The following is a 14,699-nucleotide window of genomic DNA, read 5'->3' on the forward strand; positions in this document are numbered from 1 at the left end:
GAGCTGCGCCGACATGGTGCTGCTGCCCGGGGCTACGAGGACCACCGACCCCGAGGGCTGCAGGTTGCCGCCGTTGCTGATGGAGACGGGCATGCCCGATGCCACCGGGGGCCCCGCCGCAGGGCCGAGGGCGACCGTACCGGACTCGTCGTAGTGGAACGCGGGGACGAAGGTGGGCAACCCGGCGGTCACGACCGAGATCGACGACTGGCTGGGCGCGGCGAGCTCCTGCCAGTCGATGAAGGCGGGGCCGCCGCTCGGGCTCGCCAGGCTGACCGTGTACGTGCCGACCGGCTCCTGGAGGTAGACACAGCCGTACTGGTCGGGGTTATAGGTGGTCGTGCTCCCGCCGTTCGGCGTGACGTTCACCGCCACCCTGACGAGGTTGGCCGTGTCGGCCGGCGCCTTCGGTGCCGACGCGCCCTGGATCTGAACCGAGAGGAAGCCGTCGCCGGGGACGAGCGCTCCGTAGGGAGGGTTGATCACGGTCGTCTCGCCCAGGGACTGGCCGTTCCCCCACTTCACCGTCATGGTGGCCCGGACCACCTGGGGCGGGTTCCCCGAGGTGCACAGGCTGGGCTGGGTCCCTGTCGCCGCCCACTCGAGGTGTGACCACACCGAGTACCCGACGCCGCCGATCGTGACCGGCGTCGCCGTGAGCAGGACGTCCTTGGAGATATTGGCCTGCAGCGAGGACAGCGTCGAGTTCGCCGTCGTCTCCAGGTACTTCTCGGCCAGCTCGGCGGCGGCCACCTTCTCCCGGTTGATCGCCGCCTGCTTGACCGTGGTGTCGACGAGGTAACTGCTCGACACCAGGACGATGAGGAGCACCGACAGCGACAGCATGACCTCGACGAGCCCGAAGCCGTCGTCTCCACGCTCGGACTGTCGACCCCCCCGTGCCATACCTCGTCCTCCCTGCTCCCCGGCCGTCGCCCGGGGAGCCTGCCCGCGCGCCCACGGGCACGACGACGACACCAGTCGCGGTCCGGTGGTCCCCGGCGTGTGCCCGCCGCACCGTCTGCGTGGAGCTGAGCGCGCCTGGCGCGTCCGCCCTGGAGCACCGACGTTCATCGACCGCGACCCGTTCTCGCCACCTTGCGAAGATCGACACCTTCGGGGTCGAACTTGACGGCCGCGTCGTTGAAGTGGCCGACTCCCCGGTTCCAGGACCTCGACGCCGCCGCTGCCGCGAGCGGCCGGGTCGGTACCTAGGCTCGCGTGGGCCAGGGATCGTCGTAGTCGGACGTGCTGTAGCGCGCCTGGGAGTGCTTCCAGGATTCGGCGCTACCGGTCCGAGGCGCCTCCATGATCAGGACCCCCTTGCCGCCCCCGTGCCGAGGCAGGTGGAGACCGAACCGACCGAGCGTTTGCTTCAGTTGCATGGCGAGTCCCTCGTGATCCGCTGTCGGAACCCTCCGGCACTCGGACGCCGTCGGTGACGAGTGTCCTCAGCCGGAGGCTTGTGTTTTGCTGCCGTCTACGTCCCCATAAGTCGGCACTATGAGTGGCGTAGCTTGAGATCTACGACCACGTATTGTGGTAACAGAGGGGAATCCGGCAGACGCGATGCCCGAGTTGACGCCCAGTCAGCGGGACGAGCGCGCCGTCAGCCCGAGATGCGCCGTCAGCCCGAGATGCGCCGCGCCGCCACCTCGGGCAGGGCGAGCTCGGCACCCCGGCGCGGCGGGTCCAGCGCCACCAGGACGAACTCCCGGCGCTCGCCTCGCTCGATCACCTCGCGGGCACCGCGCGGCGGGGGCGTCCCCAAACCCGCGAGCGGGACATAACACAGCATCGCGTCGACATCGACCATGGCGCCGTGCGACACGAACGACGACACCGTCCCCTCCACCGTCGAGCCGACCGGATGCTCGGTGACGAACGTCAGGAAGGTGAGTGGGTCGTTGACGGCGGGCGGCGGCTCGGCGCGCCGACGGGTCGGGGTTGCGCCGGGTGTGGAACCGCCAGGGTGGGGCGGGGCGATCGCCTCGGTCGTGGCCACGTCGATGGCGGCCCGTACGTCCGGGCCCGATGCGCGCCGTCCGCGGCGTCGTCGACCCCGGGTGGCCGGCTGGCCGGGCTCGCCGCCAACGGCGTCCGCGGATATCTCGACCTCGCTCCCCCCGGCGGTGCCGGACCTGGCGCCCCCAGCGCCCGCCGTGCTCCCGGCCTTCTTGCCTCGGGCCGACCGGCCGGCCGTGCCGGCCGTGGCCACCTTGTCGCTCTCGGCAGCCCTACCCGCCTTCTCACTTCCGGCCGCCCTACCCGACTTCTCGGTCTTGGCCGCCTTCTCGGTCTTGGCAGCCCTACCCGACTTCTCGGTCTTGGCAGCCTTCTCGGTCTTGGCCGCCTTCTCGGTCTTGGCAGCCTTCTCGGTCTTGGCAGCCCGCTCGGTCTTGGCCGCCTTGCCCGCCTTCGCGGGTGGCTCGGCACCGGGAGTCTCGCCTGCCTCTACCACGGTGGCCGCGCCGGCCTTGGAGGACCTGCGCGACCTCCTCTTCGGCGCGGTCCCTTCGCCCGACGTCAGTTCGTCGGTCACCTCGGCCATGACCGAGGTGACCGCGTCGGTCGCCGTCGACGACCGGGTGGCCCTGCCCGCCGTTGCGGCCTTCGCCGCCCTCGGCTCCCTGGTGGCTTTGGCGGCCTTGGTCGACCCCGCTGCCAGCGAGGCGCGGCTTCGCGCCCCGCGCACCGGGCTCCGCGGCGTGAAGATCCACCCGGCACCGGGGACCGGCTTCCCGCCGATGAGGCGGCCTTCGTCGAAGAGCCATGGGTGCTCGGCGTGGAATTCCTGGAAGGAGTCGTTGGAGAGCACCTGTCCGCCGACCCGCTCGGCGACCCGGAGGAGGAAGGCGTCTCCCCGTCCCACCGCCCCGGCCGGCGGGGACACCAGCTCGGCATGGGCCACGGCCTCGTCGAACGCCTTGCGCTCGGCCGGGTCGATCCGGTGGCCGAACGTGGCGTCCACCACGACGATCATCTCGCTACCCGGGAATTCCGCCTGGAACTGCCGGACCGCCTGGTCGAGTTGCTCGAGACTGGGCACGGACCTGCCCTCGGTGGCGATATTCGATCCGTCGACGACGACGTATTCGTGGTCCATGCGGGTCCCAGTCAACCATCCCGCGGGGTCGATCGGTCCGACCCTCGCCGGCCCGACCGACCCGACCGGCTCGACGATCACCGGCCCGACCCTGCCGGACCGTCACGGCTCGGCCGCCTCGACCTCTTCGAGCTCGACCGCCTCGACACTTCGGGCCCGACCGCACCGGCGGTGGCCGCGGTCGGGCCACCCCGTCCCTGCCACGCCTGCCGCCCATAGGATGCGGACCATGGCCGGCGACCTGGCAGGAGAAGTCGCAGAGCTCCTGCAGACGATGATCCGCAACGCCTGTGTCAACGACGGCACGCCGACGTCAGGGCACGAGCAGCGCAACGCCGACGTCCTGCGCAGCCTCCTCGAAGGCCGCGGGCTCGACATGGAGGTCTACGAGCCGCTCGCCGGCCGCACCTCCGTGGTGGCGCGGATCGAAGGCAGGGACCGCAACGCCCCGACCCTCGCCCTGCTCGGCCACACCGACGTGGTCCCGGCGAACCCCGAAGACTGGAGCCACGACCCGTTCGGCGGCGAGATCATCGACGGCGAGGTGTGGGGCCGCGGCGCGGTGGACATGCTGAACCTGACCGCCTCCATGGCGGTGGCGGTCCGCCACGTCGCCGACGAGGGCTTCCGGCCCGACGGTGACCTCGTCTTCATCGGAGTGGCCGACGAGGAGGCCCTGGGGAGCCACGGCGCCCAGTGGCTCACCGAGCGCGTCCCCGACGACGTGCGAGCCGACTACCTCATCACCGAGGCCGGTGGGTTCCCCATGGCCAGCCCCGACGGCGTCCGCCTCCCGGTCATCACCGGGGAGAAGGGCGCGTTCTGGTGCACCATCACCGTGCGGGGCACCCCCGGGCACGCGTCGCAGCCGCTGCGGACCGACAACGCGCTGGTAAAGGCGGCCGAGGTGGTGCGACGGCTCGCCGCGCACGAGACGCCCGCCGACATCCACGACGCCTGGCGCCGCTTCGTGGAGGGCATCGGCCTCCCCGCCGAATTCTCGGGGCCCCTGCTCGACCCCGACCGGATCGGCGAGTTCTGTGAGACGCTGCCGGCTCTGGGCCTCGCCCGCCAGGCCCACGCCTGCACCCACACCACCATGGCCCCCACGGTCATGCAGGCCGGGACCAAGGTGAACGTCATCCCCGACCGCGTCAGCCTGCAGGTCGACATCCGGACGCTCCCGGGGTGGGGGCAGGAGCGGGTCGAAGCCATGCTCCACGACGCGCTCGGCGACCTCGCCGACGATGTCGAGCTGACCTGGCACGCCATGGACGTCTCCACCACATCGCCCACCGACACCCCGCTGTGGGACGCCCTCGAACGCGTGGCGCGCCAGTCGTACCCCGATGCGCGCTGCGTGCCGTTCCTCACCGTGGGCGCCACCGACGCCCGCTTCTTCCGGCGGATGGGCACGGTTGCCTACGGGTTCGGCCTGTTCAGCGAGCACCTCTCCTTCGAGCAGTACGCGGCGATGTTCCACGGCGTCGACGAGCGGGTCGACGTGGCCTCGCTGGGCCTGTCCGCGAAGCTGTGGGACGGGCTGGTCCGGGAATCCCTGCGGTGAGCGCGTCGGGCGCACCCGCGCCGGCGCCCGTCACCGCCGTGCTGTTCGACTTCGGCGGCGTCATCACCGACAGCCCGTTCGATGCCTTCGAGCGTTACGAGCGGGAGCACGGCCTGCCGGTCGGGTTCATCCGGCAGGTGAACACCACCAACCACCTGGACAACGCATGGGCCCGCCTCGAGCGCAACGAGGTCCAGTTCGACGAGTTCTGCGACGCGTTCGAAGCCGAGGCCGAGCTCGCCGGTGGCCGCATCGACGCCCGCGAGCTCTTCGCCATGTTCACAGGGGCCCTGCGCCCCGAGATGGTGGAAGCGGTCGACCGGTGCCGGCGCCACTTCACGACGGGACTCCTCACCAACAACTTCGTGACGCCCCTGGCCGCGTCGCGCCCGGCGCGATTCGCCGAGGTGCTCGCCATGTTCGACGTGATCGTCGAATCCTCGGTCGTCGGGGTGAGGAAGCCCGATGAGCGCTTCTACCTGTTGGCGTGCGAGCTGCTGGACATCGAGCCCGGCGAGGCGGTGTTCCTCGACGACCTCGGCGTCAACCTGAAGCCCGCCCGGGCGCTCGGCATGGCCACCATCAAGGTCACCGACACCGAGCGTGCGATCGTGGAGCTCGAAGGCCTCGTCGGCATCCCCCTGCGCCGACATTCGCGGCCACGGCGGTGACGACGCAGGGTATGGCGATGCTGACCTGCACGACTCCGCACCCCGATCGGGCATAGCCTCACCCGGCGTGGGTGTCGTCGACCGGTTCTCGCGCAGGAGGCGGGCGGCGGACGCGATGCCCGGTCCGCTGCCACTGCCAGCCGGTCCGGTCTCCAACGGCGAGTTCATCCCATCGGCTGCGGGCCCCCGAGATCGGGCCGTCGACGATCTCATCCGTTCGGCGATCGACGAATCGGCCCGTCGGCTCAACGTCGACCGTCGCCGCTTCCTGCAGGGTGCGGGCGCGGTGGCCGCGTCACTGGCCGCCTTCGAGCTGACGGGTTGCTCAGGCCCTGGGCCGACGCGTTCGTCAGGGAGGACCACGGGCGGCACGGGCGGCACCTTCGCCGTTCCGAGCCCCGCCGACACCGCCGCATGCCAGGAGGCGCTGGCGGCCGGCGACGAGTTCATCTTCGACGTACACACCCATCACGTCATCCCGAGCGGCCCGTGGGTCCAGAACGCGCCCGAGACGGTCGGCCTGATCCTGGGGATGCTTCCGCCCGGGTGCACCGACAACCCCCGGCTCGATTGCGTCGACCGGGCGACGTACCTGCACGACCTCTTCCTGTCGAGCGACACGACCGTGGCGATGTTGAGCGACGTCCCCAACTCGGGCGACGCGACGGCACCCGTGCCGTTCCCCGATGCGCTGGGCACCCAACGGATCACCGCCGGCTTCACCGGCGGGGGCGCGAGCCGCCTCCTGGTGCAGAACGTCATCGCCCCCAACGTCGGCCCCCTGGGCGCCACGCTCGACGAGATGTCGGGTGCCGTGCAGGCAGGCCCTCCTGCCGCGTTCAAGGTGTACACGGCCTGGAGTCCCACCGCCCGCGGATTCTCCTTGGAGGACCCGTCTATCGGCCTACCCACCGTCCAGCACGCCCACGATCTGGGCGTGAAGGTCTTCGTCGCCCACAAGGGGCTCCCCCTCGTGAACTTCGACCCTGCCTTCAACCACCCCGACGACATCGTGGCTGTCTCACGCCAGTTTCCCGACATGGACTTCGTCGTGTACCACGCCGCCTGGGAGCCGTCCCACGTCGAGGGGCCATACGACGCCATCGCGCCCGTCGGCATCGACAGCCTGCTCGCCGCACTCGATCGCCACAACGTGCCGCCCGACGACAACATCTGGGTGGACACCGCGACGATGTGGCGCCAGCTCCTGACCCAGCCCGACCAGGCCGCGCACGCACTGGGGAAGCTGTTGCGCCGTGTCGGTACGGGCCGGGTCATGTGGGGGACCGACGCGATCTGGTACGGCAGCCCGCAACCACAGATCATGGCCATGCGCGCCTTCCGGATCAGCGCCGAGTTCCAGGACCGCTACCACTACCCGGCGCTGACGGACGAGGTGAAGGCCGGTGTCTTCGGGCTGAACGCGGCCCGCCTCTTCGGCGTCGACCCCACCGCGACCCGTTGCGGGCTCACGACCGACCCCCTGACGGCGAACGTCGAGGAGTCCGCCCAGTTGCGCGGCGACGGCGCCATCCCCTCGGCATGGACTCCCCGGGGGCCGACCACCCGTCGGGACGTCCTGGGCTGGCTGGCCTCACCCACCACGAAGTGGGTGCCCACGTAAGGGACCGCCGATCGGCGCGTCGGCACCCGCTGCCGGCGTCAGGCGAAGGCGCGGACGAGGATGTCCTCCTGCTCCAGGTGGTGCAGTGCCGCGCTCCCCGTGGCCGGGCTCGCCGACTCCGCCCGGCTGACATGGGTCAGGACGAAGCGCTCCCGCAGGAGCCGGTGCAGTCGCCCGTGGACGAACGACCACGCCCCCATGTTCTCAGGCTCCTCCTGCACCCAGACAACCTCGTTCGCGGCCGGGTACCGGTCCATCACCGCGGCCAGCTCCCGCTCGGGCCAGGGAAAGAGCTGCTCGACGCGCACGACGGCGACGGCCGCGGGGTCCACGCCGGGGACAGGGAGCCCCGCCTCGCCACCGGTCAGCGCCTCGCGGCGGGCCATGGCGTCGAAGGCCACCTTGCCCGAGCACAGCAGGACCCGCCGCACCGCACCGGGCTCGACCGGTCGCGCCACCGCCGGAGCACCCCGGCCACCGGTCGCGGCCGGGTCGTCGACGACCTCGGCGAACGAGCCCACCGTGAGATCGTCCATGGCCGAGCGCGAGGCGCGGGCCCGGAGCAGCGACTTGGGCGTGAACACGACCAGCGGCCGGTGGCCGATGCCCCGCACCTGGGAGCGCAGCAGATGGAAGTACTGCGCCGCGGTGGTGGGCTGGGTCAGGCGCATGTTGTCGCGCGCGCACAGGGTGAGGAAGCGCTCGATGCGCGCCGAGGAGTGTTCCGGGCCCTGGCCCTCGTACCCGTGCGGGAGCAACAGCACGAGGCCCGACCGTTGTGCCCACTTGTCCTCGGCGGCGACGAAGAAGTTGTCGATGATGATCTGCGCCCCGTTGGCGAAATCGCCGAACTGCGCCTCCCATGCCACCAGCGCCTCGGGGGACGCCACGGAGTAGCCGTACTCGAACCCCACGGCGGCGTACTCCGACAGCAGCGAGTCGTAGACCCCGAAGTGCCCGATCCCCTCCCCCGGCAGGTGCGCCAGGGGGACGCGCTCCTCCCCGGTGTGGTAGTCGACGAGCACGGCGTGGCGCTGGCTGAAGGTCCCCCGCCGCGTGTCCTGGCCCGACAGCCGGACGTCGGTGCCCTCGAGGAGGATGGAGCCCAGGGCCAGCGCCTCGCCGAGGGCCCAGTCGACCTCGCCGCCGGCCACCATCTGGGCCCGTTGCCCGAATTGGCGCAGCAGCTTGGGATGCACCGTGAACCCCTCGGGCACCGCCGTGGCCGCGGCCACCAGGCGCTCGAGCTCGTCGCGGGCGACCCCCGTCGGCACCGCGGCCGGGGGCTCGACGGGTGCGGCGGGCGTCGGCAGCGCCGTGGGGTGCGGGGGTGCGGCCTGGCGGGTCTCGTCGAGCGCCACCTGCAGCCGGGTCTGGAAGTCCTCGAGCGCCCGCTCGGCCTCGTCGAGCGTGATGTCGCCCCGGCGCACCAGCGACTCGGTGTAGAGCTTGCGCACCGAACGGGTGCCTTCGATGATGGCGTACATGCGCGGCTGGGTGTAGCTGGGGTCGTCACCTTCGTTGTGCCCGTGGCGCCGGTAGCACACGATGTCGATGACGACATCCTTGTGGAACGCCTGCCGGAAGCCGAACGCCAGCCGCGCGGCGCGCATGCAGGCCTCGGGGTCGTCGCCGTTCACGTGGAACACGGGGGCCTGCACCATCTTGGCCACGTCGGTCGGGTACACCGACGACCGCGCCGACTCCGGAGCGGTGGTGAACCCCAGCTGGTTGTTCACGACGACGTGGACGGTGCCGCCGGTGCGGTACCCGGTGAGCTGCGACAGCTCGAGCGTCTCGGCGACCACCCCCTGGCCCGCGAAGGCGGCGTCGCCGTGGACCAGCACCGACAGCACGTCGAAGCACCGGTCTCCACCGAGCATGTCCTGCTTGGCCCGGGCCATGCCCTCGACCACGGGGTCGACGGCCTCGAGGTGCGACGGGTTGGATGCCAGCGTCACGGGGATCTCGGCGCTCGACCGCCCCACGAACTTGCCCGTGGCCCCCTTGTGGTACTTCACGTCGCCCGTTCCCTGGACCGAATTGGGATCGAGGTCGCCCTCGAATTCGCGGAAGATCTCCCCGTACGACTTGCCCACGATGTTGACCAGGACGTTCAGCCGTCCCCGGTGGGCCATGCCCAGCACCGCCTCGCTCAGGCCCGCCTCGGCTGCCTCGTCGAGGACGGTGTCGAGCAGGACGATGGTGGACTCGGCGCCCTCCAACCCGAACCGCTTCTGCCCCACGTAGCGCGTGTGGAGGAACCGCTCGAAGGCTTCGGCGGCGTTGAGCCGGTCGAGGACGTGGCGCTGCTCGGCAGGGTCGAGGGAGGCGGGGACGCCCTCGAGGTGCTGCTGGATCCACTGCTTCTCCTCGGGATCCTGGATGTGCATGTACTCGACGCCGAGCGTGCGGCAATAGGCATCGCGCAGGATGTCGAGCGCCTCGCCGAGGGTGAGGGTGTCCCGCCCGGCCAGCCCGTCGACCACGAACTCGCGGTCGAGGTCCCACAGGGTGAGCCCGTAGGTGGTGGGGTCCAGCTCGGGGTGCAGGGGCCGGGCCTCGGCGGACAGTGGGTCGAGGTCGGCGATGAGGTGCCCGCGCACCCGGTACATGTTGATGAGGCTCTGGACGTGGACCTGCTTCACCAGACGCCGGTACTCACCGTCCCCGGCGTTGACGTCGGGCTGCCAGCGCACCGGCTCGTAGGGCACGTCCATGGCCGAGAACACCGACTCGTAGAAGCCGTGCCCGCCGGTGAGGCAGTCGGCCACGTACGCCAGGAAGAGCCCGGATTCCGCCCCCTGGATGATGCGGTGGTCGTAGGTCGACGTCAGCGTGACCACCGGGCCCACACCGAGCTCGGCCAGGCTGCGCGGGTCCGCCGCCTGGTACTCGGCGGGGTACCCGAGGGCCCCGACCCCGACGATGGCGCCCTGGCCGGGCATCAGCCTCGGCACCGATTGCACCGTCCCGAGGGTTCCCGGGTTGGTGAGGGTGACCGTGGCCCCGGCGAAGTCGTCGGGGCTCGCCTTGGCGGTATGGACCTTGCGCACGAGGTCCTCGTAGGCCATGACGAAGCCCCGGAAGTCGAGCACCTCGGCACCGCGCACGACGGGGACCATCAGCGTGCGCGTCCCGTCCGACTTGGCCACGTCCACCGCCAGCCCGAGGCCCACGTGGTCGTGGCGCGCCACGCCCGGTGTGCCCTTGCCGTCGGCATCGGGGACGAACCCGGCGTTGAGCGTGGGCACCGCCTCGAGCCCGCGGACGACGGCGAAGCCGATCAGGTGCGTGAAGCTCACCTTCCCCCCGGACGTGCGCGCCAGATGCCGGTTGAGCACGGCCCGGTTGACCTCGAGGAGCTTGGCGGGGACGGTGCGCACGCTCGTGGCGGTGGGGACCGACAGCGACGCCTCCATGTTCTTGGCGATGCGGGCCGCCGCCCCACGCAACGCAGAAGTGGCGTGACCGTCGTCGGTGCGAGGCCCGGGAGCGGCCGCCGGCGCCTGGCCTGTCGGCGCCGTCGTCGGCGGGGACGCCGCCGGGGCCGGTGCAGCCGGGGCCGGTGCCGCCGGGGCCGGGGCCGCCGACGTCGGGTGCGCCGGAGCCGGTGCGGTCGCCGCCAGCGTGGCACCCCCCACCGGCACGTAGTCGGCGAAGAACTCCCGCCAGCTCTCGCTCACCGACGACGGGTCGCTGCGGTACTGCTCGTACATGTCGTCGACCAGCCAGGCGTTGGGGCCGAAGGCACCTCCGGCGGCGGGGCTCGTGACGCTGACCTGGTCTTCGGACATCCATGTCGATCCTACCGGGACCCCTCGCAGCCAACCCCCGGTGGCGCTGTAGCCTTCGCGACCGTGCGCGACGGCGTCACGGGCGTCGGCTCGACCCCTGGAGCGGTGATCACGCCGCTCGCGGAGCGAACCGAGCGGTCCGGGTGGCGGCGGCCCCGGTGACGGGGACCGCGCCCGGGGGCCTCCATGTGGTCGAGCACGGCCTCGACGCCCACGCCGCCGGGCTGCCGACGGTGGTCCTGGTGCACGGCTCGCTCGACCGCGGTGCCAGCTTCGCCCGCGTCGTGCGCCGACTGGAGGGCATCCACGTCGTCACCTACGACCGGCGCGGCTACCACCATTCGCGGGCCATGCCCCTGGCCCGGTCCCTGGCGGCGCACGTCGCCGACCTCGTGGCGCTGGTGGGCGACGGGCCGGCCGTGGTGGTGGGCCACTCCTACGGCGGCGACGTCGCCATCGGTGCCGCCCTCGAGGCCCCTGACGCCGTGCGCGCCGTCGGCGCCTTCGAGCCGCCCCTGCCCTGGATGCCGTGGTGGCCCCGGCGCACCGCCTCGAGCATCACCGGCGAGGACCCCGCCACCTTCGCGGAAGGCTTCTTCCGGCGCGTGGTGGGCGACGCCGGCTGGGACCGGCTGACCGACCAGGCCCGCGCCGCCCGGCGGGCCGACGGCCCCGCGCTGGTCGCCGAGCTCGCCGACCTCCGTCGCCACCGGTCCCCGCTCGACCTCTCTCGCCTGCACGCTCCGCTCGTGCTCGGGCGAGGCGGCCGGTCGGTGCCGCACCACCGGCGGGCGATCGACGCGCTCGTCGAGCTCGTGCCCGACGCCGACGTCGTGGAGATCCCGGGGTCGGCACACGGCGCCCCGCTGAGCCATCCCGACGCCTTCGCCGCCTTCGTGCGGCGGGTGGTGGAGCGGGCCGGCATCCCGCCGGCCAGGTAGGCGCGGTCGCCTCGACGCCGACCTGTGTGCCCGGAGGGGGCGGCGGCGCGTGCGGTGGGGGGCGACGCGGCGCGTCAGGCGGGGGGAGGCGTCAGGCGGGGACGCGCGACTGGGCCCACGACCGGTCGCCCTCGACGTCGACGTCGTGGGGCAGCCCGAGGACGCGCTCGGCGATGATGTTGCGCTGCACCTCCGACGTCCCGCCGCCGATGGTGAGCGCCCGAGAGAACAGATAGCCCTTGGCCCACGCCGACGACGGCCAGCCCGACGCCTCGCCCGTCTCGTCTGCCCCGGGTTGCGTGGCCCCCGGTGCCCGGCGCAGCTGCGCGAGCCCTTCGGCCGGACCGCCGTCCGCCAGCTGCCCGTGCATCCCGGCGAGTCCCTTGGCCAGCTCCATGACGTGCTGGCCGTGGTCGTCGGCGAGCGCTTTGCGCACCGATGCCTCGGGCCCCGGCTCGCGGCCCGACAGCGCCGCGCTCACCGTCCGCAGCCGGATGAGCCGCAGCACCTCCCCTTCCGCCCACACCTGGACGAGGCGCTGGCGCATCACGGCATCGGGAACGCCCCCGGACCGGCGGGCGAGGTCGACCAGCTCGGCGGCCGTGGGCCCCTGTCCCCACAACGCCCCCTCGCCCGACAGCGACACGCGCTCGTTGCCGAGCGTCACCTTGGCGAGGGCCCAACCCCCGTTGACCTCGCCCACGAGGTTCTCGGGCGGCAGGCGCACCTCGTCGAGGAACACCTCGTTGAAGGCGTGGTCGCCGGTCATGTCGACGATGGGACGGACCGTCACCCCCGGTGCGTCCATGGGGCACACGAAGTAGGAGATGCCACGGTGCTTCGGGACGTCGGGGTCCGTGCGGGCGAGCAGGATCCCGAGCGCTGAGACATGCGCGTAGCTGGTCCACACCTTCTGACCGCTCACGACCCATTCGTCGCCGTCGCGCACGGCTCGGGTGGACAGCCCCGCCAGGTCCGATCCCGCCCCCGGCTCGGAGAACAGCTGGCACCAGATCTCCTCGCCCGCCAGGAGGGGCAGGAGGTAGCGCTGCTTCTGGGCGTCGGTGCCGGCGTGCACGAGCGTGGGCCCCGCCCACCCGATGCCGATCTGGTTGAACGGCCGGCGCACGCCGGCGCGCCGCAGCTCGTCGTCGATGACCAGCTGCGCCACGGGGTCGGCGTCGAGGCCCCACGGGCGCGGCCAGTGCGGGGCCACGTAGCCGGCCTCGGCGAGCCGGCGCGGGCTCGGATCGGGGTGCTCGGCCAGCCAGGCCCGGAACTCGGCGCGGGCGGGATGGTCGTCTCCGGGAAGGGCGAGGTCCACGGCGATGCAGCGTAGGCTGCCGCCGTGACCGACTGGAACTTCGCCGACGTCTGGGAGACCGTCGCCGACACCGTGCCGGACGCGCCGGCGTTCATCCACGGTGAGCGGCGCCTGACCTGGGGGGAGACCGAGGGCCGCGCCAACGGCGTGGCCCGGGCTCTGCTCGAGTCGGGGGTGGCCCACCAGGACAAGGTGGCGCACTACCTCTACAACGGCCCCGAGTACCTGGAGTCGACCTTCGGCATCTTGAAAGCGGGCCTCGTCCCCGTGAACACGAACTACCGCTACACCGACGACGAGCTCGTCTACCTGTGGGACAACGCCGACGCCGTGGCGGTCATCTTCCACGGTGCTTTTGTCGAGCGCATCACCGGCATCCGTTCGCGCGTGCCCACCGTCCGCTCGTGGCTGTGGGTCGACGACGGCTCGGGCGAGTGCCCCTCGTGGGCGACGCCCTACGAAGCGGCGGCGACGAGCGGCGCCGACCGGTCGGCGCCTCCGTGGGGGCGGTCGGGCGACGACCTCTACCTCCTCTACACCGGGGGGACGACCGGCATGCCCAAGGGCGTGATGTGGCGTCAGGACGACCTGTTCTGCCGGCTCAACGCCGGGAACTTCCTGCGCGTGCCCGAGGACGGGGGGCTCGAGGGGGTGCGCAAGGCGATCGTCGGCGCGGGGCCCGTCCACCTCCCCGCCTGCCCGCTCATGCACGGCACCGGCGGGTTCACGTCCATGGCCGCCATGACCATCGCCGGGTGCGTCGTCACGCTCACCGGCCGCCGCTTCGAACCCACCGAGCTGCTCGACACCATCGACCGGGACAACGTCAACACGGTGGCCATCGTGGGCGACGCCTTCGCCAAGCCGATCCTCGCCGCCCTCGACGAGCACCCGGGCCGCTGGCGCCTGTCGACGCTGCTCGCCTTCGTGTCGTCGGGCGTCATGTGGAGCGAGGAGACCAAGCGGGGGCTGCTCACGCACCACCCCACCCTGATGCTCATCGACGCCTTCTCGTCGTCGGAGGCACTGGGCATGGGGTCGTCGGTGTCGAGCGGGACGGCCGCCGAGCACACGGCCCGATTCACGCTGAGCCCCGACGTGCGCGTGCTCGACCCGGAGTCGGGCAAGGACGTGACCCCCGGGTCCGGCGAGGTGGGCGTGCTCGCCCTCGGTGGCCGCAACCCGCTCGGCTACTACAAGGACGCCGACAAGTCGGCGAGCACGTTCAAGGTCATCGACGGGGTGCGGTACTCGGTGCCCGGCGACTTCGCCACCGTCGACGCCGACGGCGCCATCCAGCTCCTCGGCCGCGGCTCGGTCGTGATCAACACCGGCGGGGAGAAGGTGTTCCCCGAAGAGGTCGAGGAGGTGCTCAAGCGGCACCCGACGGTGCGCGACGCGGTGGCCGTGGGCATCCCCGACGACCGCTTCGGGCAGGCGGTGGCGGCGGTGGTGGAGCTCCGCCCCGGCGCCGAGGCGACCGAGCGCGAGCTCGTCGACCACGTCCGGGGGCACCTGGCCGCCTACAAGGCGCCCAGGCGGGTGCGCTTCATCGACACCATCGGCCGGTCGCCCGCCGGCAAGGTGGACTACGCCCGCCACCGGGCCGAAACGACCGAGTGGGCGACGACGCCCGTCTGAGCGGTGCCCCCGGGCGCGAGCCCGGAGC

Annotated in this window: 9 protein-coding genes; 5 read left to right on the plus strand and 4 right to left on the minus strand. The window is 72.2% G+C overall.

The window, feature by feature from the left end:
• Together VMV22_07580 and VMV22_07585 are read right to left on the minus strand one after the other, a co-directional pair.
• A partial coding sequence (locus tag VMV22_07580) for a hypothetical protein (protein HUY22187.1) occupies window positions 1–906 on the minus strand: 906 nt, incomplete at its 3' end.
• Between the two features lie 721 nt (window positions 907–1,627).
• Window positions 1,628–3,106 carry a hypothetical protein gene (locus VMV22_07585; protein HUY22188.1) on the minus strand — a complete coding sequence of 493 codons (1,479 nt, stop codon included), beginning with the start codon at window positions 3,104–3,106 and terminating at the stop codon, window positions 1,628–1,630.
• A gap of 229 nt (window positions 3,107–3,335) precedes the next feature.
• Here VMV22_07585 and VMV22_07590 point away from each other — a divergent pair, with 229 nt between their 5' ends.
• The 3 genes from VMV22_07590 (at window position 3,336) to VMV22_07600 (ending at window position 6,968) form a co-directional block, all read left to right on the plus strand.
• Complete coding sequence (locus VMV22_07590) at window positions 3,336–4,673, plus strand: M20/M25/M40 family metallo-hydrolase (protein HUY22189.1); 1,338 nt, start codon at window positions 3,336–3,338, stop codon at window positions 4,671–4,673.
• On the plus strand, window positions 4,670–5,344 hold the full coding sequence (locus tag VMV22_07595; GenBank protein ID HUY22190.1) for an HAD-IA family hydrolase: 675 nt from the start codon (window positions 4,670–4,672) through the stop codon (window positions 5,342–5,344). The genes VMV22_07590 and VMV22_07595 overlap by 4 nt, the downstream gene beginning before the upstream one ends.
• Before the next feature lie 67 nt (window positions 5,345–5,411).
• Complete coding sequence (locus tag VMV22_07600) at window positions 5,412–6,968, plus strand: amidohydrolase family protein (protein HUY22191.1); 1,557 nt, start codon at window positions 5,412–5,414, stop codon at window positions 6,966–6,968.
• A 38-nt stretch (window positions 6,969–7,006) separates the two neighbouring features.
• Here VMV22_07600 and VMV22_07605 read toward each other — a convergent pair whose 3' ends face one another.
• Window positions 7,007–10,765 carry a multifunctional oxoglutarate decarboxylase/oxoglutarate dehydrogenase thiamine pyrophosphate-binding subunit/dihydrolipoyllysine-residue succinyltransferase subunit gene (locus VMV22_07605; protein ID HUY22192.1) on the minus strand — a complete coding sequence of 1,253 codons (3,759 nt, stop codon included), beginning with the start codon at window positions 10,763–10,765 and terminating at the stop codon, window positions 7,007–7,009.
• Between the two features lie 143 nt (window positions 10,766–10,908).
• On the opposite strand from VMV22_07605, the gene VMV22_07610 reads away from it, so the two are divergent.
• Window positions 10,909–11,706 (plus strand): alpha/beta hydrolase, encoded by a 798-nt coding sequence (locus VMV22_07610; GenBank protein HUY22193.1) that lies wholly within the window; start codon window positions 10,909–10,911, stop codon window positions 11,704–11,706.
• 91 nt (window positions 11,707–11,797) lie between these two features.
• On the opposite strand, the gene VMV22_07615 is transcribed toward VMV22_07610, so the two are convergent.
• The gene (locus VMV22_07615; GenBank protein HUY22194.1) at window positions 11,798–13,030 is read right to left on the minus strand and encodes an acyl-CoA dehydrogenase family protein; all 1,233 of its coding nucleotides are present in this window, start codon (window positions 13,028–13,030) and stop codon (window positions 11,798–11,800) included.
• A gap of 24 nt (window positions 13,031–13,054) precedes the next feature.
• On the opposite strand from VMV22_07615, the gene VMV22_07620 reads away from it, so the two are divergent.
• Window positions 13,055–14,671 (plus strand): acyl-CoA synthetase, encoded by a 1,617-nt coding sequence (locus tag VMV22_07620; GenBank protein HUY22195.1) that lies wholly within the window; start codon window positions 13,055–13,057, stop codon window positions 14,669–14,671.
• The last annotated feature ends 28 nt before the right edge of the window (window positions 14,672–14,699 follow it).

Source organism: Acidimicrobiales bacterium (genome assembly GCA_035531755.1).
Taxonomy (GTDB): domain Bacteria; phylum Actinomycetota; class Acidimicrobiia; order Acidimicrobiales; family UBA8190; genus DATKSK01.

Bases quoted from the DNA above. Each gene is read 5' to 3' on its own strand.
- VMV22_07590 (HUY22189.1), top strand. From the start codon at position 3,336: ATGGCCGGCGACCTGGCAGGAGAAGTCGCAGAGCTCCTGCAGACGATG.
- VMV22_07605 (HUY22192.1), bottom strand. From the start codon at position 10,765: ATGTCCGAAGACCAGGTCAGCGTCACGAGCCCCGCCGCCGGAGGTGCC.
- VMV22_07585 (HUY22188.1), bottom strand. From the start codon at position 3,106: ATGGACCACGAATACGTCGTCGTCGACGGATCGAATATCGCCACCGAG.